This is a genomic window from Billgrantia campisalis, from assembly GCF_022341425.1.
Classification (GTDB): domain Bacteria; phylum Pseudomonadota; class Gammaproteobacteria; order Pseudomonadales; family Halomonadaceae; genus Halomonas; species Halomonas campisalis.
In genome coordinates this window covers 1-21,791 of sequence record NZ_JABFUC010000021.1, presented here as the reverse complement: position 1 = coordinate 21,791, position 21,791 = coordinate 1, and the positions used below count along the sequence as shown (strand labels likewise).

Annotated in this window: 23 protein-coding genes; 21 read left to right on the top strand and 2 right to left on the bottom strand. The window is 68.9% G+C overall.

The window, feature by feature from the left end; genetic code table 11:
• Positions 1-150 precede the first annotated feature (150 nt).
• The 7 genes from HOP52_RS18550 to HOP52_RS18520 all read left to right on the top strand — a co-directional run bounded on the left by HOP52_RS18550 (position 151) and on the right by HOP52_RS18520 (position 5,224).
• Positions 151-624 (top strand): DsrE family protein, encoded by a 474-nt coding sequence (locus HOP52_RS18550; RefSeq protein ID WP_238979020.1) that lies wholly within the window; start codon positions 151-153, stop codon positions 622-624.
• Between the two features lie 82 nt (positions 625-706).
• Complete coding sequence (locus HOP52_RS18545) at positions 707-904, top strand: YgaP family membrane protein (protein WP_459076826.1); 198 nt, start codon at positions 707-709, stop codon at positions 902-904.
• Positions 905-1,189: 285 nt separating this feature from the next.
• Positions 1,190-2,056 carry an MBL fold metallo-hydrolase gene (locus tag HOP52_RS18540; RefSeq protein ID WP_238979019.1) on the top strand — a complete coding sequence of 289 codons (867 nt, stop codon included), beginning with the start codon at positions 1,190-1,192 and terminating at the stop codon, positions 2,054-2,056.
• 20 nt (positions 2,057-2,076) lie between these two features.
• Positions 2,077-2,511 carry a protein tyrosine phosphatase family protein gene (locus HOP52_RS18535; protein WP_238979018.1) on the top strand — a complete coding sequence of 145 codons (435 nt, stop codon included), beginning with the start codon at positions 2,077-2,079 and terminating at the stop codon, positions 2,509-2,511.
• Between the two features lie 3 nt (positions 2,512-2,514).
• The gene (locus tag HOP52_RS18530; RefSeq protein ID WP_238979017.1) at positions 2,515-4,281 is read left to right on the top strand and encodes a SulP family inorganic anion transporter; all 1,767 of its coding nucleotides are present in this window, start codon (positions 2,515-2,517) and stop codon (positions 4,279-4,281) included.
• A gap of 56 nt (positions 4,282-4,337) precedes the next feature.
• A complete protein-coding gene (locus tag HOP52_RS18525; protein WP_238979016.1) occupies positions 4,338-4,799 on the top strand; it encodes a YeeE/YedE family protein in 462 nt (153 codons plus the stop codon).
• A complete protein-coding gene (locus HOP52_RS18520; protein ID WP_238979015.1) occupies positions 4,796-5,224 on the top strand; it encodes a DUF6691 family protein in 429 nt (142 codons plus the stop codon). The genes HOP52_RS18525 and HOP52_RS18520 overlap by 4 nt, the downstream gene beginning before the upstream one ends.
• Positions 5,225-5,274: 50 nt before the next feature.
• Here HOP52_RS18520 and dsbG read toward each other — a convergent pair whose 3' ends face one another.
• On the bottom strand, positions 5,275-6,036 hold the full coding sequence (gene dsbG / locus HOP52_RS18515) for a thiol:disulfide interchange protein DsbG (RefSeq protein ID WP_238979014.1): 762 nt from the start codon (positions 6,034-6,036) through the stop codon (positions 5,275-5,277).
• A gap of 151 nt (positions 6,037-6,187) precedes the next feature.
• Here dsbG and nrdR point away from each other — a divergent pair, with 151 nt between their 5' ends.
• The 11 genes from nrdR to HOP52_RS18460 all read left to right on the top strand — a co-directional run bounded on the left by nrdR (position 6,188) and on the right by HOP52_RS18460 (position 18,983).
• Positions 6,188-6,676: a transcriptional regulator NrdR gene (gene nrdR, locus HOP52_RS18510; RefSeq protein ID WP_238979013.1), complete on the top strand. Its 489-nt coding sequence runs from the start codon at positions 6,188-6,190 to the stop codon at positions 6,674-6,676.
• A 3-nt stretch (positions 6,677-6,679) separates the two neighbouring features.
• A complete protein-coding gene (gene ribD / locus HOP52_RS18505; RefSeq protein WP_238979012.1) occupies positions 6,680-7,822 on the top strand; it encodes a bifunctional diaminohydroxyphosphoribosylaminopyrimidine deaminase/5-amino-6-(5-phosphoribosylamino)uracil reductase RibD in 1,143 nt (380 codons plus the stop codon).
• 338 nt (positions 7,823-8,160) lie between these two features.
• The gene (gene ribBA, locus HOP52_RS18500) at positions 8,161-9,318 is read left to right on the top strand and encodes a bifunctional 3,4-dihydroxy-2-butanone-4-phosphate synthase/GTP cyclohydrolase II (RefSeq protein ID WP_238979011.1); all 1,158 of its coding nucleotides are present in this window, start codon (positions 8,161-8,163) and stop codon (positions 9,316-9,318) included.
• 48 nt (positions 9,319-9,366) lie between these two features.
• On the top strand, positions 9,367-9,870 hold the full coding sequence (gene ribH / locus HOP52_RS18495; RefSeq protein ID WP_238979010.1) for a 6,7-dimethyl-8-ribityllumazine synthase: 504 nt from the start codon (positions 9,367-9,369) through the stop codon (positions 9,868-9,870).
• Positions 9,867-10,373: a transcription antitermination factor NusB gene (gene nusB / locus HOP52_RS18490; protein WP_238979009.1), complete on the top strand. Its 507-nt coding sequence runs from the start codon at positions 9,867-9,869 to the stop codon at positions 10,371-10,373. Before ribH ends, nusB begins: the two co-directional genes overlap by 4 nt.
• A 10-nt stretch (positions 10,374-10,383) precedes the next feature.
• The gene (thiL, locus tag HOP52_RS18485) at positions 10,384-11,358 is read left to right on the top strand and encodes a thiamine-phosphate kinase (protein ID WP_238979008.1); all 975 of its coding nucleotides are present in this window, start codon (positions 10,384-10,386) and stop codon (positions 11,356-11,358) included.
• Positions 11,355-11,828, top strand: coding sequence for a phosphatidylglycerophosphatase A family protein (locus HOP52_RS18480; RefSeq protein ID WP_238979007.1), 474 nt, complete (start codon positions 11,355-11,357; stop codon positions 11,826-11,828). The genes thiL and HOP52_RS18480 overlap by 4 nt, the downstream gene beginning before the upstream one ends.
• Before the next feature lie 42 nt (positions 11,829-11,870).
• The gene (locus HOP52_RS18475) at positions 11,871-13,109 is read left to right on the top strand and encodes a DUF945 family protein (RefSeq protein ID WP_238979006.1); all 1,239 of its coding nucleotides are present in this window, start codon (positions 11,871-11,873) and stop codon (positions 13,107-13,109) included.
• Between the two features lie 273 nt (positions 13,110-13,382).
• On the top strand, positions 13,383-15,821 hold the full coding sequence (lon, locus tag HOP52_RS18470; protein WP_238979005.1) for an endopeptidase La: 2,439 nt from the start codon (positions 13,383-13,385) through the stop codon (positions 15,819-15,821).
• A 163-nt stretch (positions 15,822-15,984) separates the two neighbouring features.
• Positions 15,985-17,829, top strand: a complete 1,845-nt coding sequence (gene ilvD / locus HOP52_RS18465) for a dihydroxy-acid dehydratase (RefSeq protein WP_238979040.1) — start codon at positions 15,985-15,987, stop codon at positions 17,827-17,829.
• A gap of 62 nt (positions 17,830-17,891) precedes the next feature.
• On the top strand, positions 17,892-18,983 hold the full coding sequence (locus HOP52_RS18460; protein WP_238979004.1) for an oxidoreductase: 1,092 nt from the start codon (positions 17,892-17,894) through the stop codon (positions 18,981-18,983).
• Between the two features lie 5 nt (positions 18,984-18,988).
• On the opposite strand, the gene nudE is transcribed toward HOP52_RS18460, so the two are convergent.
• A complete protein-coding gene (nudE, locus tag HOP52_RS18455; protein ID WP_238979003.1) occupies positions 18,989-19,576 on the bottom strand; it encodes an ADP compounds hydrolase NudE in 588 nt (195 codons plus the stop codon).
• Positions 19,577-19,656: 80 nt separating this feature from the next.
• On the opposite strand from nudE, the gene yrfG reads away from it, so the two are divergent.
• The 3 genes from yrfG to hslO are packed head-to-tail and all read left to right on the top strand — an operon-like array spanning position 19,657 to position 21,661.
• Complete coding sequence (gene yrfG / locus HOP52_RS18450; RefSeq protein ID WP_238979002.1) at positions 19,657-20,361, top strand: GMP/IMP nucleotidase; 705 nt, start codon at positions 19,657-19,659, stop codon at positions 20,359-20,361.
• The gene (gene hslR / locus HOP52_RS18445) at positions 20,354-20,740 is read left to right on the top strand and encodes a ribosome-associated heat shock protein Hsp15 (protein WP_238979001.1); all 387 of its coding nucleotides are present in this window, start codon (positions 20,354-20,356) and stop codon (positions 20,738-20,740) included. Before yrfG ends, hslR begins: the two co-directional genes overlap by 8 nt.
• Before the next feature lie 45 nt (positions 20,741-20,785).
• Positions 20,786-21,661 carry an Hsp33 family molecular chaperone HslO gene (gene hslO, locus HOP52_RS18440; protein ID WP_238979000.1) on the top strand — a complete coding sequence of 292 codons (876 nt, stop codon included), beginning with the start codon at positions 20,786-20,788 and terminating at the stop codon, positions 21,659-21,661.
• The last annotated feature ends 130 nt before the right edge of the window (positions 21,662-21,791 follow it).

Sequence of the window (21,791 nt, the reverse complement as noted above, 5' to 3'; positions counted from 1 at the left end):
GCTTCGCACGAAGCGGCCTGCGCTCGGCCATACAGGGCGGGCAATGTCATTGACTGACATCAAGCTGCGACACTATGCCGCATGTTGTCACTGTGGTTTATGGCTATCCTTTGGGCTTGTTATTTGGTTACTAGCTTATAGGAATTTGTTATGAAAAAGATGCTATGCGTGTCGCTTGCCGCCGCCGCTGTCGGGCTCTCCGGCGCCGCACTGGCCGACAGCCACGGTGCCGACGACCATGCGCACGACGCCGACAAGGCGCTGGTGATTCTCACCAGCGATTCGCTGCAGACCCAGGGCATGGCGATGATTCTCTCCAACGCCATGCAGCAGCAGGGTACCGAGCTGCAGATTCTGCTCTGCGACGCCGCCGGCGACCTGGCCGTAGAGGGCTATAGCAGCGAGGGCATCAATACCCCGCCGGGCCACCCCATGGAGCAGGTGACGCCCGAGGGCATCATGCAGATGCTGATGGGCGAGGGCGCCAGCGTGGATGTCTGCGCCATCTACCTGCCCAACAGCGATCATGGTGAAGACGACCTGCGCGAAGGCGTCGGCGTCGCCGCGCCCGGCCCCATGGCTGAGATGATGCGCGACCCGAAGATCCCCGTTTACAGCTTCTGAAGCCTTGTGCCGGCGCCGCCGAGCCGCTGACGACCGGAGTGGCGTCGGGCTCGGCGGCGCCAGCCCATGAAGGAGAGCCATTATGGAAATGCAAAGCAACGTCGGCGGCCCCGACAAGATCGCCCGTATCGTGATCGGGGCGCTGCTGACCGGCCTGGCGATTACTGGGGTCATCGGTGCCTGGGGGTGGATCGGCATCCTGCCCCTGGCCACCGGGCTGCTCAACTTCTGCCCCGCCTACCGGCTGCTGGGTATCAGTACCTGCAAGCTAAAGAAGTAACGGCGAGCCGCTACTGCGTTGACGAGGCCCATCGCTCTGGCGGTGGGCCTCGTGCGTTATATCTACGCTCTATATCGCCCCTCGCCCCTCGCCCCTCGCCTCTCGCCCCTCGCCCCTCGCCTCTCGCCCCTCGCCTCTGGGGCCAAGAAGGTGTCTTTGGGCCAAGAAGGCGTCTTTGGGCCAAGAAGGCGTCTTTATATTCCAAAATAGTATTTCGTTAGAACCAAAGTTGGTCTATGCTTTGTCCATATCCGGAAGTCATGACATCGACGGAGGCCGCTTCCCATGTCCCATCCCATCGTGACCCACTTCTTCGACGAGCCCACCAATACCTTCAGCTATGTGGTGCAGGACCCCGACAGCCAGTCTTGCGCCATCCTCGACTCGGTGCTCGACTTCGACTACGCCGCCGGGCGTACCGACGTGCGCTCCGCCGACGAGATCATCGCCTTCGTGCGCGATAGCGGCCTGGAAGTGGAGTGGATCCTCGAGACCCATGTCCACGCCGACCACCTCTCCGCCGCGCCCTACCTGCACGAGCAGCTGGGGGGCAAGACCGGCATCGGTGCCAAGATCACCGTGGTGCAGGATGTCTTCGGCAAGGCGTTCAACGCCGGCACCGAGTTCGCCCGTGACGGCAGCCAGTTCGACCGCCTCTTCGAGGAGGGCGACACCTTCACCATCGGCAACCTGGAGGGGCAGGTGTTGCACACCCCGGGCCACACCCCGGCCTGTTTGACCTACGTGATCGGCGATGCCGCCTTCGTCGGCGATACCCTCTTCATGCCCGATTACGGCACCGCCCGCTGCGACTTCCCCGGCGGTGATGCCCGCACCCTCTACCGTTCCATCCAGAAGGTGCTGGCCCTGCCGGAAGAGACGCGGCTGTTCCTGTGTCACGACTACAGGGCGCCGGGTCGCGAAACCTACCAGCATGAGACCAGCGTGGCCGAACAGCGCGCTCACAACGTGCATGTCCACGAGGGCACCAGCGAGGAGGCGTTCGTGAAGATGCGCACCGAGCGTGACGCCACCCTCGACATGCCGAAGCTGATCATCCCTTCGGTACAGGTCAACATGCGCGCCGGCCATATGCCGCCCGCCGAGGACAACGGCCAGGTCTACCTCAAGGTGCCGATCAACAAGTTCTGAGCTGGTCAGGAGACAAAGCCATGCAGATTCATCAGCTTGAATCCGGTTTCGCGATTACCGATGCCGTGACCCCTGCCGATCTGGAGGAAGTCGCCCGGCGCGGCTTCCGTGCGGTGATCTGCAACCGTCGCCCGGGCGAGGCCGAGGATCATCCGGACGACCGCGCCCTGCGCGAGAAGGCCGCCAAACTGGGCCTGGCGTGGCGCTGCATCCCGGTGACTCCGGGCGAGTACAGCGAGGCCGATATCGAGGCCTTCGGTGAGGCGCTGGGCAGCCTGCCCGCGCCGGTTCTGGCCTTCTGCCGAACCGGCAAGCGTGCCGTCCACCTCTGGGCCCATGCCCGTAGCCAGGGCGAGTCCTGCGACATTCCGGCGCTGCTGGCCGCGGCCCGCGCCGCGGGCCACGATCTCGAGGAGCGCCGTCCGCTGCTGGAAGCCGCTGCCGGGAAGCGCTGATCGATGAACCCCAAGCGCTACCTGCCCATCCTGCAGTGGTTGCCCGGTTATGGCCGACGCACGCTGGGCAGCGACCTGTTGGCGGCGGTGATCGTCACCATCATGCTGATCCCGCAGTCGCTGGCCTACGCCATGCTGGCCGGGCTACCGCCGGAGGTGGGGCTCTACGCCAGCATTGCGCCGCTGGTGATCTACGCGATCTTCGGCACCAGCCGCACCCTGGCGGTGGGGCCGGTGGCGGTAGTCTCGCTGATGACCGCGGCCGCGGTGGGACAGGTGGCGCCCCAGGGGACGCCGGAATATCTCGGCGCTGCCCTGGTGCTGGCGCTGATGTCGGGGCTGATTCTCACCTTGATGGGGGTGGCGCGGCTGGGGTTTCTGGCCAATTTTCTCAGCCACCCGGTGATCTCGGGTTTTATCACCGCCACCGGCCTGATCATCGCCGCCGGCCAGCTCAAGCATGTGCTGGGGGTGGAGGCCGCCGGCCATAACCTGCTGGAGCTGGGGGCGAGCCTGGCCGCGAGCCTGGGCGGGGTGAATGCCCCGACCCTGGCGATCGGTGTCTCCGTGCTGGCGTTTCTCTATGCCGCACGGCGCTGGCTCAAGGGCGGGCTGGTCAAGCTCGGCGTGCCGGCACGGCCGGCGGACATGCTCACCAAGGCCGCGCCGATTCTCGCCGTGGCGGTGACCACGCTTGCCACCTGGTGGCTGGGACTGGACGAACTCGGCGTCGCCGTGGTGGGCGAGGTGCCCGCGGGCCTGCCGCCGCTGACCCTGCCGGGTGTCGAGCTGCAGCTGTGGCGCGAGCTGTTCATGGCCGCCCTGCTGATCAGCGTCATCGGCTTCGTCGAGTCGGTGTCGGTGGGCCAGACGCTCGCCGCCAAGCGCCGCCAGCGCATCGACCCGGACCAGGAGCTGGTAGGGCTTGGCACGTCTAACATTGCCGCATCGTTCACCGGCGGCATGCCGGTGACCGGCGGTTTCGCTCGCTCGGTGGTCAATTTCGACGCCGGCGCCGAGACCCCGGCGGCCGGGGCCTTCACCGCCGTGGGCATCGGTGCGGCGGCACTGCTGCTCACGCCGCTGATCGCCTATCTGCCCATCGCCACCCTGGCGGCCACCATCATCGTGGCGGTGCTGTCGCTGGTGGACCTGGCGGCCATCCGGCGCACCTGGGGCTACTCCCGCTGCGACGCCGCGGCCATGCTGGTGACCATCGCGGTCACCCTGGTTAGCGGGGTCGAGAGCGGCATCCTGGCCGGGGTGGTCCTGTCGCTGGCGCTGCATCTCTACTACACCAGCCGTCCGCACAGTGCGGTGGTGGGGCGGGTGCCCGGCACCGAGCACTTTCGCAACGTGCAGCGCCATCAGGTGGAGACCGACGAACGGCTGGCGATTCTGCGCGTCGACGAGAGCCTCTACTTCGCCAACGCCCGCTACCTGGAAGACACCGTGATGGCGCTGGCAGCGCGCCAGCCGAGCCTTCAGCACATCGTGCTGGCCTGTCAGGCGGTCAATGTCATCGACGCCTCGGCGCTGGAGAGCCTGGAGGTGATCTGTGCGCGGCTCAAGGATGCCGGGGTGTCGCTGCACCTCGCCGAGGTCAAGGGACCGGTGATGGACCGGCTGCAGCACACCGCCTTCTGCCACGAACTGACCGGTCGGGTGTTTCTGAGCACCTTCGATGCCTGGCGCTCTCTGCACGGGGCCGAGTCGGGCATGGGCGCGCGCTGCGGCCAGCCGGTCGGCACGCCCATTAAGCCAATCTAAAAGACCGCTGTGACGCAAAAAAAACACACTGATACTGATTCTGGAGGAACCTAAACGTGGATTGGATCGCAAGCCTACAGGGGCTGGTCGGCGGCGTGCTGATCGGACTCTCCGCCATCTGGCTGATGGCAACTCTCGGCCGTATCGCCGGCATCAGCGGCATCGTCGGCAATCTCATCACCATGCGCCCCAAGGGCGACAGCGCCTGGCGGGTGGCCTTCGTGCTGGGCCTGATCAGCGGTCCGCTGCTGTTGATGGCCCTGGGCGGCGGCCTGGGCAATGTGGCCGGCGCCCCCGGCGAGGTGGTCGGGGCCCCGGCCGGCGGGGTGGGGCTGATGCTGCTGGCCGGGGTGCTGGTGGGCATGGGCACCGGGCTTGGCAGCGGCTGTACCAGCGGCCACGGCGTCTGCGGCCTCTCCCGGCTGTCGCCGCGCTCTATGGTGGCGACTGTGACCTTTCTGGTCTGTGCCATCGTCACCGTCTATGTCGTCCGTCATGTGATGGGAGGTGGCGCATGAAGACCGAAACCCTGCGTACCGTCATGGGCTATATCGCCGGGCTGCTGTTCGGCCTGGGGCTGGCGCTGGCCGGCATGACCGACCCGGCCCGGGTGCTGGGCTTCCTGGATGTCGCCGGTGCCTGGGACCCGACCCTGATGTTCGTGCTGGGCGGGGCCGTGGTGACCACCTTCATCGGCTATCGGCTGGTCTTCCGGCGCCTGCGGCCGCTGCTCGGCGACGCCTTCCAGCTGCCCACCCGCCAGGACCTCGACGCCCGGCTGATCGGCGGCTCGGCGCTGTTCGGCATCGGCTGGGGGCTCTCCGGCTACTGCCCGGGGCCGGCCATCGCCTCGGTTGGCGGGCTGACCGCGCCGCTGTTCGCCATGCTGGTGGCGATGGTCGCCGGCTGGTTCCTGGCCCGGGCGATACCCGCCCGGGAATAAGGTTCATCGCAGACTGTGGTGGAACGGCATTCGCCCCTGCCGGCCTCCGGTCAGGGCGCCTCGCCCCCCATCATCTCGACCAGCCGCTCCTCCTCGGGCATGCCGTCCACCCGCTCCAGGCGGTCCCCGTGACGGAAAACGCTGGTGGGGGTGGCGTAGAGGCCGAGCTCATCGAACAGCTGGTTGTTGCGATAGATCTTGTCCTCGATATCCCGGGGCTGGGCCGAGGGGGCGATATCGTCGCCGCCGCTGTGGGCGTGCAGGGCGGCCTCGGGGTCGTCGGCGCCAAGCAGCGCCGAGGCCTTGGCCGGGCTGTCGGGCTGCAGGATGCCGACCATGATATGGCGCAGCTGCACCTCGCCGGCCTCCACCCAGGGCCGGGTGGTCTCCCAGAACCGGCGGCAGTAGGGGCAGTTGGGGTCGGTGAAGGTGTAGAGCACCCGCGCCGCGTCGTCGCTGCCGTCGGCGATCCAGGCGCTCGCCTCCAGCTGCGCCCAGACCCCGGCTTCCTGGGGCGCGCGCACCAGCTCATCCAGCGGCGCCTCGCTGAGATCGTTGCCCTCGGCGTCGATCAGGGTGCCGACGACGGCGTGCTCGCCGTCGGCGGTAAGATAGACGGCCATCTCGCGGCCCTGGTGGCTGGCGGCAAAGCCGGTGAGCCCGCCGGGGGCGTCGAAAGTGCCGTGAACCTCGAGGCCCTGGTCGATAAGGGCGCGAACCGGGGCCGGCCAGTCGTCGGCCGCGATCGGGGCGTTGACGCCCAGCGCCAGCAGGCCGAAGGCCAGGGCGCCGGGGGTGAGGTGTGCTCGCATGGCGATATCCTTGTGGGTGATCTCTGGCCAGTGGCCCAGGGGCCAAGGCTGGGATTATCGCAAAATCCGCCCTCGAAAGGTTACACTACGGTCACCTTGTTTCCTGTGCGGCCCGCCTCGCCGCGGCCCGCTTCGCGTTGGGACCCCTACCATGCATTGCCCCTTCTGTGGCGCCCACGATACCCGAGTGACCGATTCCCGGCTGGTGGCCGAGGGCGACCAGGTGCGTCGCCGCCGCCAGTGCTCCTCCTGCGGCGAGCGATTCACCACCTACGAGACCGCCGAGCTGGTGATGCCCAGGGTGGTCAAGGCCGACGGCTCCCGGGAGGCCTTCAGCGAGCCCAAGCTGCGCGCCGGCATGCTGCGGGCGCTGGAGAAGCGCCCGGTCAGCGCCGAGGCCATCGAGGCGGCGGTGGAGCGTATCCGCCAGCAGCTGCGCGCCCGGGGCGAGCGGGAGATCCAGGCCCGCGTCATCGGCGAGGCGGTCATGCAGGCCCTCAAGGGGCTGGATCAGGTCGCCTTCATCCGCTTCGCCTCGGTCTATCGCCGCTTCCAGGACATCGACGAGTTTCGCGCCGAGATCGACCGGCTGTCCCAGGAGCCCGGCCCGGCGCTGGGCGGCGGCGAGGACGAGCGCTGAGCCATGCCCAGACCGATTCCCGCCGAGTGGATGGCCCGGGCGCTCGAGCTGGCCCGCCGCGGGCTCTATACCACCGATCCCAATCCCCGCGTGGGCTGCGTGCTGGTCAAGAAGGGGCGCGTCGTCAGCGAAGGCTGGCATGAGCGCGCCGGCGAGCCCCATGCCGAGGTGCATGCGCTGCGCGCCGCCGGTGAGGCCGCCCGTGGCGCCACCGCCTATGTGACGCTGGAGCCCTGCTCCCACCACGGCCGCACCGGCCCCTGCGCGGTAGCGCTGATCGAGGCCGGGGTAAAGAAGGTGGTGGTGGCCATGGCCGACCCCAACCCCCGGGTGGCCGGCAACGGCATTGCCATGCTGCGCGAGGCCGGCATCGAGGTGGAGGTGGGGCTGCTGGAGCAGGAGGCCCGGGCGATCAATCCCGGTTTCATCCAGCGCATGACCCAGGGCCGTCCCTTCGTGCGCCTGAAGATGGCCATGAGCCTGGATGGCCGCACCGCCATGCGCTCCGGCGAGTCCCAGTGGATCACCGGGCCCCACGCCCGCGGCGAGGTGCAGCGGCTGCGGGCCCGCTCCAGCGCGGTGATGACCGGGGTGGAGTCGGTGATCTTCGACAACTCCCGGCTCACCGTGCGCGCCGACCAGCTGGGCCTGGCGAACGCCGAGGCCGTGGCCGAGCGCCAGCCGCTGCGGGTGGTGGTCGATACCCGGCTGCGCCTGCCGCTGGCCGCCGCCTGCCTGCGCGAGCCGGGGCGCACCCTGGTGGCCACGGTGAGCGGCTGCGACGCCGACAAGCGCCGGGGTCTGGAGGCGGCCGGGGCCGAGGTGCTGGCCCTGCCCCCCTGGGAGGATGGCCGCGTCGACCTGGCCGCGCTGCTGCGCCACCTGGCCGCCCACGAGCAGGCCAACGAGGTGCTGCTGGAGACCGGCGCGACGCTCGCCGGCGCCATGCTCGATGCCGCCCTGGTCGACGAGATGCAGCTGTTCGTGGCGCCGACCCTGCTCGGCGGCGAGGCGCGGCCGCTGTTCGCGTTGCCGGGGCTCGAGCGGATGGCCCAGCAGCGCCCGCTGGAGATCCTCGACATCCGGGCCATCGGCCGCGACTGGCGCATTACCGCCCGGCCTGAGCCTGCACTGGCCACCCGCTAAGTGGCGCTGGGGATAGGCCTAAGAGGAGGTCCTACGCCAGGGGTGAGGAGCACTGCTCCGAACGGGCTGGCCATGGATGGCCAGCACCGGACCTGCAAGCGGAGCGGGACGCGAGAGCGTAGCAGGGCGTCGGTAGCGTACAGGGAAGTATTTACAGCGCCTCCGGAAGGCCGGCCCCGCTCGCAGGCCTGTCACCAGAACAGCCCCGGCGGCTCATTACTGGCGCCCGGGGCCGCGCCAAGGTACCCTGACGCCCATTCGAGGCCGGGCGTCGACCTTCGGCAACACGGCTGTTGCGGCCGTGCGACGCCCCGCACGCTGACTCATTCGGAGATTCCATGGCGCAATCTTCCCAGGGGGGCCTGGCCCCCATCGAAGACCTGATCGAGGACATCCGTCAGGGTAAGATGGTCATCCTGATGGATGACGAGGACCGCGAGAACGAAGGCGACATCATCATGGCCGCCGAGAAGGTCGAGGCGGAGCATATCAACTTCATGGCCCGCCACGGGCGTGGCCTGATCTGCCTGCCGATGACCCGCGAGCGCTGCGAGCGGCTCAAGCTGCCGCTGATGGTGAGCGACAACGGCTCCGGCTTCGGCACCAAGTTCACGCTCTCCATCGAGGCGGCCACCGGCGTGACCACCGGCATCTCCGCCGCCGACCGGGCGCGCACCGTGCAGGCCGCGGTGGCCCCCGACGCCCGGGCCGAGGATATCGTCCAGCCCGGCCACATCTTCCCGCTGATGGCCGAGCCGGGCGGGGTGCTGCGCCGCGCCGGCCATACCGAGGCCTCCTGCGACCTGGCGGCGCTGGCCGGCTTCGACCCCAGCGGCGTGATCTGCGAGATCATGAACGACGACGGCAGCATGGCCAGGCGCCCCGAGCTCGAGCGTTTCGCCGCCGAGCACGGCCTGAAGATGGGCACCATCGCCGATCTGATCCACTACCGGATCCACAACGAGCACACCGTCGAGCACCTCGAGGCGACCCCGGTGCAGACCGCCTTCGGCGAGCTGACCCTGCACGTCTTCCGCGACAGCATCCAGGGCACCCACCACCTGGCGCTGGTCAAGGGGCGCCCGCATCCCGAGCAGCTGACCACGGTGCGGGTGCACCTGGCCGACGTGATGCGCGACCTGCTCTGCCTGCAGAAGGGCGAGGGCGGCAGCTGGACGGCCCACGGCGCTATCGAACAGATCGCCGCCGCCGAGCACGGGGTCTTCGTGCTGCTCGACGACGGCCGGCCGCGCCAGGACCTGCGCGACTACCTGGAGGTGTTCCTCGAGCGCCGCCGTCCGCCGCGCACCAGCGACTCCGACGGCGCCGGCAACTACCTGACCATCGGCACCGGCTCGCAGATCCTGCGCCACCTCGGGGTGGGGCAGATGCGCCTGCTCAGCTCGCCGTGGAAATTTTCCGCGCTGTCCGGCTTCGACCTCGAAGTGGTCGAGCTCGTCGGGCCGGGCGAGCATGACGCCGCCTCCGACGCCTGAGGCGGCTGGCGACTAGAACCTTAAATCGAATTCAGCAGGACATTCCGGATGCATACCCTGTCTCAACTCGAAGGCAACTTCGTTGACGTCGACGGCCGCTACGTGATCGTGGTGGGCCGTTTCAATCATCACGTGGTCGACAGCCTGGTGGAGGGCGCCGTCGACAGCCTGACCCGCCACGGCGTGGACCCGGAGCACATCGACATCGTTCACGTGCCGGGCGCCTGGGAGCTGCCGCTGGCGGTCAAGCGCGCCCTGCGGGTCGCCCGCCCCGACGCGGTGATCGCCCTGGGCGCGGTGATTCGCGGCGGTACCCCGCATTTCGAGTACGTGGCGGGCGGCTGCAATGCCGCGCTTGGCAACCTGCAGCTCGAGTTCGAGACGCCGGTGGCCAACGGCGTGCTGACCGTCAACTCCATCGAGCAGGCCATCGAGCGCTCCGGCACCAAGGCCGGCAACAAGGGCGCCGAGGCGGCCATGGCGGCCATGGAGATGGTCTCGCTGCTGCGCGGCCTGGGCGACGACGAGTCCGACGCAGGAGACGAGCGATGAGCGCGGCACGCTCACCCCGTCCCCCCTCGGCGGGCCAGCAGGCGCGCCATGCGGCTCGCGAGCTGACCGTTCAGGGGCTCTACCAGTGGCAGATGACTGGCAAGTCGATCACCGCGGTGGAGGCCGAGTTTCGCGGCCAGCTGCCCGACGACGACCTGGAGGACCACGAGAACTGGTCCAAGGTGATGCAGATCGCCGACCAGGCGCTGTTTCACGAGCTGCTGCACAACGTGGTGCGCGACCGTGCCGAGCTGGACGCGGCCATCGCCCCGCTGCTCGACCGGCGCCTGGTGGACCTGGACCCCATCGAGCTGGCGATCCTGCGCCTGGGCGCCTACGAGCTGACGAAGCGCCTGGAGGTGCCCTACCGGGTGGTGATCAACGAGGGGGTCGAGCTGGCCAAGTCCTTCGGCGCCACCGACGGCCACAAGTACGTCAATGGCATTCTCGACAAGCTGGCCGCGCGGCTGCGCAGCGCCGAGGTCAGCGCGCGTCGTCGCTGAAGGTGCCAAGGTGGCCAGTGAATTCGACCTGATCGCCCGCCATTTCACGCCCGCCGCCTCCGGTCCGGAGGCCGGCGTGGCGCTCGGCGTGGGCGATGACTGCGCGCTGCTGACGCCGCGCGCCGGCCAGCGGCTGGCGGTCAGCGTCGACACCTCGGTGGCCGACGTGCACTTCCCCGCCGACGCCCCCGCCGAGGCCATCGGCCACCGGGCGCTGGCGGTGAGCCTCTCCGACCTGGCGGCGATGGGCGCCGAGGCGCGCTGGTGCCTGATGGCCCTGGCGCTGCGCGACGCCGACGACGCCTGGCTGGCCGACTTCGCCCGCGGCTTCCATGCGCTCTGCGCGGCCACCGACACCGCCCTGGTGGGCGGCGACGTGACCGGTGGCACGTTGTCCATCGGCGTGACCGTGATGGGCGAGGTGCCCTATGACCAGGCCCTGACCCGCGGCGGCGCCCGCCCCGGCGAGGTGCTGGCGGTGACCGGCGCCCTGGGCGGCGGCGCCGGTGGCCTGGCGGCTTGGCAGCGCGGCGAGCGCGACCCGGACCACCCGCTGCTGGCCCGCTACCTGCGCCCCCAGCCGCGGCTGGCAGCCGGCCTGGCGCTGCGCGACCTGGCCAGCGCCGCCATCGACGTGTCCGACGGCCTGCTGGCCGACCTGGGGCATGTGCTCGACGCCTCCGGTGTCGGCGCCCGGGTCGAGGTCGAGGCGCTGCCCCTGGCCGAGGGCCTGGTCGCGGCGCTGGGCCGGGAGGGGGCCCGCGAGGCCGCCCTGCGCGGTGGCGACGACTACGAGCTGTTGGTCAGCCTGCCTGAGGACGCGGTGGCCGAGGCCGGCCGGCGACTGGCCCGCCAGGGCCTGGCGCTGACGCCGATCGGGCGGGTCACCGCCGAGCCCGGCCTGACCGGCGCGGGCGAGATCGGCCTGGCGGGTTGGCAGCACTTCCGGGCCGGCCCGCCCGGCGACCGCGGGGGGGGGGCATGAACCGCTGTCCGCCAAGCGTCTGGCGACGCCCCGTGCATTTCTTCGCCTTCGGGCTCGGCAGCGGCGCCGTGCCCTGGGCGCCGGGGACCTTCGGGACCCTGGCGGCGATTCCCTTCTACTGGCTGATGTCCGAGCTGCCGCTGAACTGGTACCTGCTGCTGGTGGCGGTCTCCTTCGTGGCGGGCATCTGGCTATGCGACAAGACCTCCCGCGACCTGGGTGTGCATGACCACTCGGGCATCGTCTGGGACGAATTCGTCGGCTACTGGATCACCATGGCCGCGGTACCATTCTCCTGGGAAGCGGCGCTGTGGGGGTTCATCCTGTTCAGGATCTTCGATGTCTTCAAGCCGTGGCCCATCCGCTGGGCGGATCGCCGCGTGGCCGGTGGCTTCGGTATCATGATCGATGACGTCCTGGCCGGGATCTACGCCTGGAGCACGATGCACCTGTGGCTCTGGCTGCATTGAAAAGCGCGTGAGGTAAGTAGGGAAGCGACAAGGAGGAGAAAGATGCGCAAGGAACGTCTCATCGTCCCTCTGCTCGCGGTGATGGTGCTGGGCTGGATGGCCGGGCAGGCCGCCTCGAGCCTGCTGTTCGAGCGCGAACTGGAGCGCGCCCTGGATGACCTGGAGGCGCGCGGCGACCTGGCCGTGCAGCGCCAAGACGTCTCACAGGGCTGGTGGTCCTCCACCGGCCGCATCGAGCTCCAGCCGCTGTTCGGCGATGCCTGGCGGCTCGAGCTTGGCTATCGGGCCCGCCACGGCATCCTCAGCACTCACCTGGGCGGTGAGGCGGTGCTGCGCCATGGTCCCGAGGGCAAGCGCCTGTTCGGCGACTCCCTGGACTCCTCGGCACCGCGCTGGGAGGCGACCTACCGTACCCTGACCGGCACCCTGGAGGCGGGCCTGCGGCTCTCCCCCTTGCGCATCACTCAGCAGGAGCGGGAGCTGACCTTCGACGGCGGGCGGCTCACCGTCAGCGGCGAGCAGGGCAGCTGGCAGCTGCGCGCCGAGCTGGACGACTGGCAGCTCAGCGACGGCGATTCCCGCCTGGTGGTCGGCCCCAGCGTGCTCAACAGCCGCTACGCCTACACCGCGCGGGCCCACACCTTTACCCAGACCGACCGCTTGAGCGTCAGTTCCCTGGCCTGGCATCAGCCGCAGCTGCGACTCGACGCCCGGGACCTGGCGCTGAGCAACCGCATGACGCTGGATGACCAGGAGCTGCGGCTGCGTCTCGACCTGGACCTGGGCGAAGTGTATAGCGCCGACCAGGTGCTGCTCACCGGCGAGCTCGAAGCAGAGCTGTCGCGCCTGCACGCCGACTCCCTGCGGGTCGCCATGCTGCGGCTGCGCGACCTGGCGGCCAGCGGCCATCACGACCTCCAGTGGCGAGCCGCGCTGGCGCTGCTCGAGCCCGAGCTGCTCGATGTCCTCCAGGACTCGCCGCGCCTCGATGTGATGCAGCTCGAGCTCGACAGCCCCATGACCGGGCTTGCGGCGCGCATCGACGGCTCGCTGTTCTTCGACGGGCGGCGCCTGGAGCCGCTGAGCCTAGTCGAGCTCGACGACCCGGCCATGCAGGCCCAGTGGCGGCGGCGACTCGACGGCGATTTCACCTGGTACGACCTGCCCACCGTGGCGGCGCTCTGGCTGGGACTGCCGCTGGATACCCGCACCCTGCAGATCGATATCGGCCGCGGTCAGGTGCGGGTGAACAGTCGCCCGCTGCCGCCCCTATGGCGCTAGGCGCTGCCCGACAACTGGTTCATCGCAAATTAGCGTACGTCAGTTCTGTAGGAGGTGCACTGTGACTGTGGGAGGCCGCGGTTCGACGTCTCGACTCTGCCGGGCGAAGGCGCCGCAGGCGCCCCTTTGGTAGCGCTGCGCGCTACTTCGCGAGCTGAAGCTCCCACTAAGCCGTTTCACGCCAAAGTGTGAAGAGCCCGAAAACTGCCGTCTTGACTTGAAGTTGCCGTGCCTCGCCCGCATTCCACAGGGCATTGCCTTTGGGAGGATGCCATGAGCGAACACGATCACGACGAGCGGGACTGGCAGGAAGCCTTCGAGGAGCCTCGGGACGAGGCGCTGCGTTCGGACGGCGAGGGGGAGGATGCCTCACGGCACGCGGTGGTGCCGGCCAGCGAGTACCTGCCCGAGCGCATCTACCTGCTGCCGATCCACAACCGTCCTTTCTTTCCCGCCCAGGTGCAGCCGCTGGTGATCAACCGCGAGCGCTGGGAGGAGACCATCCGGCGCGTCGGCAAGACCCCCCACCATACGCTGGGGGTGGCCTTCGTCGGCGATGCTGGCGTGGAGGACCTGGCCCATGACCACTTCCCGGCGATCGGCACCGCGGTGAAGGTGCACAAGCTGCAGGGGGAGGATCAGCAGCTGCAGTTTATCGCTCAGGGCCTGCGGCGCTTTCGCATCACTCGCTGGCTCTCCAAGGAGCCGCCCTATCTGGTCGAGGTGAGCTACCCCCGCGAGCCGGTGGAGGCCGAGGAGGACGAGACCCGCGCCTACGCCATGGCGATCATCAACGGCATCAAGGAGCTGTTGCCGATCAACCCGCTCTACGGCGAGGAGCTCAAGCACTACCTCAACCGCTTCAGCCCCCACGAGCCGGGCCCCTTGACCGACTTCGCCGCGGCGATCACCTCCGCCAAGGGCCATGAGCTGCAGGCCGTGCTGGAAACGCTGCCGGTGCTCGACCGCATGCAGCGGGTGCTGCCGCTGCTGCGCAAGGAGATCGATGTCGCCCAGCTGCAGACCGAGATCAGCGAGCAGGTCAACGCCCAGATGCAGGAGCGCCAGCGGGAGTTCTTCCTGCGTGAGCAGCTCAAGGTGATCCAGCGCGAGCTGGGCATCTCCAAGGACGACCGGGAAAACGACGTCGACACCTTCCGCGACCGGCTCGAGGGGCTGGTCGTGCCGCCCAAGGTGCTCACCCGCATCGAGGAGGAGCTCGACAAGCTTTCGGTGCTGGAGACCGGCTCGCCGGAATACGGCACCACCCGCAACTACCTGGACTGGCTGACCTCCATGCCCTGGGGCGTGCACAGCGATGACCAGCTCGACCTGATGCACGCGCGCCAGGTGCTCGACCGGGACCACGACGGCCTCAGGGACGTCAAGGAGCGGATCATCGAGTTTCTCGCCGAGGGCACCTTCAAGGGCGACGTGGGCGGCTCGATCCTGCTGCTCGTCGGCCCGCCCGGGGTGGGCAAGACCTCGGTGGGCCGCTCCATCGCCGAGGCGCTGGGTCGGCAGTTCTACCGCTTCTCGGTGGGCGGCATGCGCGACGAGGCGGAGATCAAGGGGCATCGCCGCACCTACATCGGCGCCATGCCCGGCAAGCTGGTCCAGGCGCTCAAGGAGGTCGAGGTCGAGAACCCGGTGATCATGCTCGACGAGATCGACAAGCTCGGCCAGTCCTTCCAGGGCGACCCAGCTTCCGCGCTGCTCGAGGTGCTCGACCCGGAGCAGAACGTCGACTTCCTCGACCACTACCTGGACGTGCGCCTGGACCTCTCCAAGGTGCTCTTCGTGTGCACCGCCAATACCCTGGATTCGATCCCGGGGCCCTTGCTCGATCGCATGGAGCAGATCCGCCTCTCCGGCTATATCGCCGAGGAGAAGGTCGCCATCGCCAAGCACCACCTCTGGCCCAAGCTGCTCAGGCGCGACAAGATCCCCAAGAAGCGCATCAACCTGACCGACGCGGCCCTCAAGCAGGTGATCGAGGGCTATGCCCGCGAAGCGGGGGTGCGCCAGCTCGAGAAGCAGCTGCACCGCATCGTGCGCAAGGCGGCGGTCAAGATGCTGGAGCACGACCAGCAGACGGTGAAGGTGTCGGTGAAGAACCTCGAGGCGTACCTCGGCGCGCCGGTGTTCCGCCAGGAGCAGGTGCTCAAGGGGGAGGGCGTGGTCACCGGACTCGCCTGGACCGCCATGGGCGGGGCGACCTTGCCCATCGAGGCCGGCAAGGTCCACTCCCTGACCCGCGGCTTCAAGCTCACCGGCAAGCTCGGCGAGGTGATGCAGGAGTCGGCCAATATCGCCTACAGCTACGTGCTGGGGCATCTGCCGGAGTACGGCGCCGACAGCGACTTCTTCGACTCGGCCTTCGTGCACCTGCACGTGCCCGAGGGCGCCACCCCCAAGGACGGCCCCTCGGCGGGGGTGACCATGGCCACCGCGCTGCTGTCGCTGGCCCGCCACCAGGCCGTCGGCCGCGCCCTGGCGATGACCGGCGAGCTGACCCTGACCGGCCAGGTGCTGCCGGTGGGCGGCATCCGCGAGAAGATCATCGCCGCCCGGCGCAGCGCGATCTTCGAGGTGATCCTGCCCGACGCCAACCGCCGCGACTACGACGAGCTGCCCGACTACCTCCAGGCCGGCATGACGGTGCACTTCGCCAAGCGCTACAAGGACGTGGCGAAGGTGGTGTTCGGTTGAGAGCGCCGGCAAAGCCGCGAGTCCCCGCTGGAAGGCCTGTTGCGTGCCTGCTTTGTGGCAAGCGCGAGCCGCCCATGCCAGAATCGGCGGTTCACCTGGACACCCAGACCGTGCGCCATCCCGGATGGCGGAAGACGGCGTGACTGAGCATAAAGAGGACACCATGCCCGAGTATCGTTCCCGCACCACCACCGCCGGCCGCAACATGGCCGGCGCCCGCGCCCTGTGGCGCGCCACCGGCATGAAGGATGACGACTTCCACAAGCCGATTATCGCCGTGGCCAACTCCTTCACCCAGTTCGTGCCCGGGCACGTGCACCTGAAGGACATGGGGCAGCTGGTGGCCCGCGAGATCGAGAAGGCCGGCGGGGTGGCCAAGGAGTTCAACACCATCGCCGTGGATGACGGCATCGCCATGGGCCACGACGGCATGCTCTATTCGCTGCCGAGCCGGGACCTGATCGCCGACAGCGTCGAGTACATGGTCAACGCCCACTGCGCTGACGCCCTGGTGTGCATCTCCAACTGCGACAAGATCACCCCCGGGATGCTCAATGCCGCCATGCGGCTCAATATCCCGGTGATCTTCGTTTCCGGCGGCCCCATGGAGGCGGGCAAGACCAAGCTGCTCGACCACGGTCTGGACCTGGTGGATGCCATCGTGATGGCCACCGACGACAGCGTCGATGACGAGACCCTGGCGGAGGTCGAGCGCAGCGCCTGCCCCACCTGCGGCAGCTGCTCCGGCATGTTCACCGCCAACTCCATGAACTGCCTGATGGAAGCCCTGGGCCTGGCGCTGCCCGGCAACGGCACCGTGGTGGCCACCCATGCCGACCGCCGCCGCCTGTTCGAGAATGCCGGCCACCGCATCGTCGAGCTGGCCAAGCGCTACTACGAGGGCGACGAGGCGCACCTGCTGCCGCGGGCCATCGGCGCCAAGGCGGCGTTCAGGAACGCCATGACCCTGGACATCGCCATGGGTGGCTCCACCAACACCATCCTGCACCTGCTGGCCGCCGCCCAGGAGGCCGAGATCGACTTCACCATGGCCGATATCGACCGCCTGTCCCGGGAGGTGCCGCAGCTGTGCAAGGTGGCCCCCAATACCCAGCAGTACCATATCGAGGACGTGCACCGGGCCGGCGGCATCATGGCGATCCTCGGTGAGCTGGACCGCGCCGGCGTGCTGGATACCCGGGTGCCCACCGTCTATGGCGACACCCTCGAGGACGCCCTCAACGAGTGGGACATCATGCGCTCGCCGAGCCCCGAGGTGGTGGAGTTCTACCGGGCCGGCCCCGGCGGGGTGCCGACCCAGGTGGCCTTCTCCCAGAGCGCACGCTGGCCGAGCCTGGACGGTGACCGCGCCGGTGGCTGCATCCGCGACCTGGCGCACGCCTTCTCGACAGAGGGCGGACTCGCCGTGCTCTATGGCAACATCGCTCGCGACGGCTGCGTGGTGAAGACTGCCGGCGTCGACGACTCCGTCCTGGTCTTCGAGGGCCCGGCCCACGTGGTGGAGTCCCAGGACCAGGCGGTGGCGCATATCCTCGAGGGCAAGGTGAAAGAGGGCGAGGTGGTCATCATCCGCTACGAGGGCCCCAAGGGCGGCCCCGGCATGCAGGAGATGCTCTACCCGACCTCGTACCTCAAGTCCAAGGGACTCGGCAAGGCGTGCGCGCTGCTCACCGACGGGCGCTTCTCTGGCGGCACCTCCGGGCTCTCCATCGGCCACGTCTCGCCGGAGGCCGCGGCGGGGGGCGCCATTGGGCTGGTCGAGAGCGGCGATATCATCCACATCGATATCCCTAACCGCGCCATCAACGTCAAGTTGACCGACGCCGAGCTCACCGCCCGCCGCGAGGCCGAGGAGGCCAAGGGCGCCGCCGCCTGGAAGCCCAGCATCGAGCGGGTGCGCAAGGTCTCGGCGGCGCTCAAGGCCTACGCCATGCTCGCCACCTCCGCCGACAAGGGCGCGGTGCGCGACCTCTCCAAGCTCGATTGAGACCTGTCGGCGAGCGGGGCCGTCCGCCCGGCTCGCCGTCACCCGGCAGGGAAGCGCGTTCGATGATCAAGCACAGCTACGGTGTCGGCCTGGTCGGTTTCGGCAGTGCCGGCCGGGTCTTTCATGCGCCGCTGATTCAAGCGGCCGAGGACCTCGAGCTGCTGGCGGTGGTCAGCAGCGACCCGCCACGCGTGCAGCAGGCGCTGCCCGAGGTGGCGGTGGTCGCCAAGACGGCGGCGCTGTTGGCCCGTTCCGATATCGACCTGGTGGTGATTGCCGCGCCCAACGATACCCACTTCCCGCTGGCCAAGGCGGCCCTGGCCGCCGGCAAGCATGTGGTCGTCGACAAGCCGTTCACCGTGAGCCTGTCCGAGGCGCGGCTGCTCAAGGCCCAGGCGGAAAAGGCCGAGCGGCTGCTCAGCGTCTTTCACAATCGCCGCTGGGACAGTGATTTCCTGGCCTTGAAGTCGGTGTTGGAGAGCGGCTGCCTGGGGCGGCCGGTGTCGCTGGCGCTGCGCTTCGACCGCTTTCGCCCCGCGGTCAGCGACCGCTGGCGCGACCACCACCGTCCCGGCAGCGGCATCTGGTTCGACCTGGGGCCGCATCTGCTCGACCAGGCGGTGCAGCTGTTCGGCAGGCCTCGGGCGATCCTGCTGGAGCTGGCCACTTCCCGCGAGGGGGCGGAGATCGACGACGACTTCCTGGCGCTGCTGGAGTATGACGGCCTGAGGGTCAGCCTGCAGGCCAGCTCGCTGGTGGCCGAACCCACCCCGCGGGCGGCGCTGCACGGGACCCGCGGCAGCTTCGTGAAGTACAGCGGCGACCCCCAGGAGGCCTGGCTGCACGAGGGGCGCGCCCCGGCGCCCGGCTGGGGTGTCGATGAACGCCCGGGTACGCTGACCGTCAACGAGGGCGAGGACGACAGCGTGGCCCTGGTCAGCCGGGAATTCCCTGCCCCCGCGGGTGACTATCCGGCCTACTATGCCGGTATGGCCGCGGCGCTGGCGGGGCAGGGGCCGCCGCCGGTGACCGTGGATGAGGCGCTGACGGTGATGACCCTGCTCGAGGCGGGGCTGGATAGCTATCGCCAGGGGCGCTGGATACGCTTGAAGGAGGGCGGTAGCCTGCGTCGCCTGCACGGCCACCGCGGCTGAGCCGGCTACCAGCTCGGCGGCATGTCTTGCTCCTGGCGCTGGCGCAGGGTGTCCCGGGCGATGTAGAGCGCGGCGATGGCCCGCGCCTCGTGGAAGTCCTCGCGCAGCAGCAGGGCGGGCAGCTCTTCCAGGGCGTGGGTCTCGACGATCAGCGGCTCCGGTTCGTCGCCGGGCAGGCGCCGGGGGTAGAGCTCGGTGGCCAGCAGTACCTGCATGCGGTGGCGCATGTAGTTGGGGGCCAGCGACAGCTCCACCAGCGGCTCGATGCGCTCGGCGCCGAAGCCGCACTCCTCCATCAGTTCGCGGTTGGCGGCGCTGATCACGTCCTCGCCGGGGTCAATCAGCCCCTTGGGCAGGGTCAGCACGTAGTCCTCGAAGCCGGCGGCGTACTCGCGAATCAACAGCACGTGCTCGGGGTCGGGCATGGCGACGATCATCACCGCGCCCTGGTCGCTGCCGGTCAGGCGCTCGAAGGTCCGCTCGGCGCCGTTGGCGAAGCGCAGCTCCAGCGACTCGACGTGGAACAGGCGGCTTCTGGCCACCGACTGGCAGGACAGCACCCGGGGTTTCGGCGGCCACTGGGAATCGGGCATGGGAACTCCATTTCTGCGTGACAGGACTGGCTGGTACAATAGCATGCCTTCCCCCTGACTCGATGCCACCCGGAGCCGCGATGATCGACTGGCGCGCCATCGATACCGTTCTGCTGGACATGGACGGCACCCTGCTGGACCTGCACTTCGACAGCCACTTCTGGCTGGAGCACCTGCCGCGTCGCTACGTGGAACTGCACCGCCTGGATGAGGCCACCCAGGAGACGCTGCGCTCGCGGATCATCCGCGAGAAGGGCAGCCTCAACTGGTACAGCCTGGCCTACTGGAGCCGCGAGCTGGGCGTGGATATCCTCGCCCTCAAGCGCGAGGTGCAGCACCTGATCGGCCTGCGTAGCGATGCCCTGGACTTCCTCCAGTGGCTCAAGCAGGCCCATCCCCGGGTGGTGCTGGCCACCAACGCCGACCGGGAGAGCCTCGAGCTCAAGCTACCGCTCACCGGCCTCGAGGAGTATCTGGACGCCATCGTCTCCTCGGCGGATGTCGGCGTGCCCAAGGAGGCCCAGGAGTTCTGGTTCGCGCTGCAGGAGGTGGAGCCCTTTGACCCCGAGCGCACCCTGTTCATCGACGATAATCCCGAGGTACTGGAGAGTGCCCGTGAATATGGGGTGCGCCACCTGCTGGGCATCAAGCAGCCCGACAGCACCCGCCCGGAAAAGGAGCTCGAGGAGTTCATCGCCCTGGACCGATTCGCGGCGATCCTCCCCGATCACCGGCCGCCTGGGCAGCGGCAGCAGGCGACGAACGGGGAGGGCGCCGATGAGTAGCGTGCGACTCGACAAGTGGCTGTGGGCGGCGCGCTTCTTCAAGACCCGCGCCCTGGCCAAGAAAGCTATCGAGGGCGGCAAGGTGCACTACAACGGCGCCCGGGCCAAGACCAGCAAGGCCGTGGAGCTCGGCGCCATCGTTCGCGTACCCCAGGGCTGGGATATCTGGGAGGTGGAGGTGGTGGCGCTCTCCGACCAGCGTCGCGGCGCCCCCGAGGCCCGTGAGCTCTACCGTGAAACGCCGGAGAGCGCCCAGCGGCGGGAGCGGGAGGCCGACGCGCGGCGGCTCACCAACCAGGCCATGCAGCATCCGCTCAAGCGCCCCGACAAGAAGCAGCGTCGCGATATCCGACGCTTCAAGGAGAGCGGTGAGGACTAGTTCCTCATACGTCTCCACTCACTCTTCATACCTCGCAGATTCGATATGACCGACCAGATCCAGCGATTCCTTTTCGACGATACCAATGTGCGCGGCGAAATCGTCACCCTCGAGCGGGCCTACCGCGAGGTGCTCGACCGTCACGCCTATCCCCCGGCGGTCAATCGCCTGCTCGGCGAGCTGCTGGCCGCGGTGGCGCTGCTCACCGATACCGTCAAGCTCGACGGCATTCTCAGCATCGAGGTGCGCGGCCAGGGGGTGCTCGCGCTGCTGATGGCTGAGTCCAACCCCGGCGGCGAGCTGCGCGCCATCGCCCGCCTGGCCGAGGACCAGACCCTGCCCGAGGAGGGGCTCGGTTTCCGCGAGCTGGTCGGCGACGGCCAGATCGTGATCACCCTGGACCCGCGGGAGGGCAGCCGCTACCAGGGGATCGTGGCGCTGGATCACGACAGCCTGGCAGGCTGTCTGGAGGCCTACTTCGCCCAGTCCGAGCAGCTCCCCACCCGGCTATGGCTGGCGGCCGACGGCGAGCGCGCCGGTGGGCTGCTGCTGCAGCGCCTGCCCGACGAGACGCAGAACCGGGACCGGGATGCCTGGGATCGCACCGTGCATCTCGCCGACACCGTGAAGCGCGAGGAGCTGCTCGGCCTTGCGCCCCTCGAGGTGCTGCGCCGCCTCTACCACGAGGAGACGGTGCGGGTCTTCGACCCCAAGGCGCTGCGCTTCGGCTGCAGCTGTTCCCGGGAGCGTCTCGCCGACGCCCTGCTCAGCCTGGAGGCGAGCGAGCTACGTGAGATCCTCGCCGAACAGGGCGCTATCGAGACCCAGTGCCACTTCTGCCACACCCACTATCGCTTCGAGCCGCCGGAGGTGGAAGCGCTGCTCGCCGGCGACGAGACGCCGCCACCGACCCTGCACTGAGCAACCTCGACCTCGAACCTCGAACCTCGAACCTCGAACCTCGAACCTCGAACCTCGAACCTCGAACCTCGAACCTCGAACCTCGAACCTCGAACCTCGAACCTCGAACCTCGAACCTCGAACCTCGAAC

Bases quoted from the DNA above. Each gene is read 5' to 3' on its own strand.
- HOP52_RS18550 (WP_238979020.1), top strand. From the start codon at position 151: ATGAAAAAGATGCTATGCGTGTCGCTTGCCGCCGCCGCTGTCGGGCTC.
- HOP52_RS18545 (WP_459076826.1), top strand. From the start codon at position 707: ATGGAAATGCAAAGCAACGTCGGCGGCCCCGACAAGATCGCCCGTATC.
- HOP52_RS18540 (WP_238979019.1), top strand. From the start codon at position 1,190: ATGTCCCATCCCATCGTGACCCACTTCTTCGACGAGCCCACCAATACC.
- HOP52_RS18535 (WP_238979018.1), top strand. From the start codon at position 2,077: ATGCAGATTCATCAGCTTGAATCCGGTTTCGCGATTACCGATGCCGTG.
- HOP52_RS18530 (WP_238979017.1), top strand. From the start codon at position 2,515: ATGAACCCCAAGCGCTACCTGCCCATCCTGCAGTGGTTGCCCGGTTAT.
- HOP52_RS18520 (WP_238979015.1), top strand. From the start codon at position 4,796: ATGAAGACCGAAACCCTGCGTACCGTCATGGGCTATATCGCCGGGCTG.
- dsbG (WP_238979014.1), bottom strand. From the start codon at position 6,036: ATGCGAGCACACCTCACCCCCGGCGCCCTGGCCTTCGGCCTGCTGGCG.
- nrdR (WP_238979013.1), top strand. From the start codon at position 6,188: ATGCATTGCCCCTTCTGTGGCGCCCACGATACCCGAGTGACCGATTCC.
- ribD (WP_238979012.1), top strand. From the start codon at position 6,680: ATGCCCAGACCGATTCCCGCCGAGTGGATGGCCCGGGCGCTCGAGCTG.
- ribBA (WP_238979011.1), top strand. From the start codon at position 8,161: ATGGCGCAATCTTCCCAGGGGGGCCTGGCCCCCATCGAAGACCTGATC.
- ribH (WP_238979010.1), top strand. From the start codon at position 9,367: ATGCATACCCTGTCTCAACTCGAAGGCAACTTCGTTGACGTCGACGGC.
- nusB (WP_238979009.1), top strand. From the start codon at position 9,867: ATGAGCGCGGCACGCTCACCCCGTCCCCCCTCGGCGGGCCAGCAGGCG.
- HOP52_RS18480 (WP_238979007.1), top strand. From the start codon at position 11,355: ATGAACCGCTGTCCGCCAAGCGTCTGGCGACGCCCCGTGCATTTCTTC.
- HOP52_RS18475 (WP_238979006.1), top strand. From the start codon at position 11,871: ATGCGCAAGGAACGTCTCATCGTCCCTCTGCTCGCGGTGATGGTGCTG.
- lon (WP_238979005.1), top strand. From the start codon at position 13,383: ATGAGCGAACACGATCACGACGAGCGGGACTGGCAGGAAGCCTTCGAG.
- ilvD (WP_238979040.1), top strand. From the start codon at position 15,985: ATGCCCGAGTATCGTTCCCGCACCACCACCGCCGGCCGCAACATGGCC.
- HOP52_RS18460 (WP_238979004.1), top strand. From the start codon at position 17,892: ATGATCAAGCACAGCTACGGTGTCGGCCTGGTCGGTTTCGGCAGTGCC.
- nudE (WP_238979003.1), bottom strand. From the start codon at position 19,576: ATGCCCGATTCCCAGTGGCCGCCGAAACCCCGGGTGCTGTCCTGCCAG.
- yrfG (WP_238979002.1), top strand. From the start codon at position 19,657: ATGATCGACTGGCGCGCCATCGATACCGTTCTGCTGGACATGGACGGC.
- hslR (WP_238979001.1), top strand. From the start codon at position 20,354: ATGAGTAGCGTGCGACTCGACAAGTGGCTGTGGGCGGCGCGCTTCTTC.
- hslO (WP_238979000.1), top strand. From the start codon at position 20,786: ATGACCGACCAGATCCAGCGATTCCTTTTCGACGATACCAATGTGCGC.